Origin of the sequence: Micromonospora sp. LOL_023, from assembly GCF_048060115.1 — a bacterium.
Lineage (GTDB): Bacteria > Actinomycetota > Actinomycetes > Mycobacteriales > Micromonosporaceae > Micromonospora_E.
Genome location: NZ_JBHMIM010000218.1, coordinates 1 through 308 on the forward strand (window position 1 = coordinate 1; position 308 = coordinate 308).

At 65.3% G+C, this 308-nt stretch carries 1 pseudogene; it reads left to right on the forward strand.

Annotated features, from left to right (window positions below):
- Window positions 1-78: 78 nt before the first annotated feature.
- Window positions 79-308: pseudogene (locus ACFHVL_RS31530) on the forward strand (IS982 family transposase); the annotation flags it as partial.

The window sequence follows — 308 nt, forward strand, 5'->3', positions numbered from 1 at the left end:
CCGAAGTCAGGGGTCGATGTCCGGGCATGAGGAGAGGGCATCCAAGATCATGTTGTGACGCAAGACCTGGATACCCTCTTGACCGCACTGTACGTGAAGATCGACGACAGCATCCGCACACCTCGGTGGCGTGGCAGGCCACCACTGCTGACCGACTCCGAACTGGTCTGCCTGGCCGTGGCTCAGGTCCTGCTCGGCGCACGCTCGGAAGCCCACTGGATCCGCTACGCCCGTGTCCACCTGGCCGGCATGTTCCCCTACCTACCGCAGCGGCCCGGCTACAACAAACGGCTCCGCGCCGCCCTCCC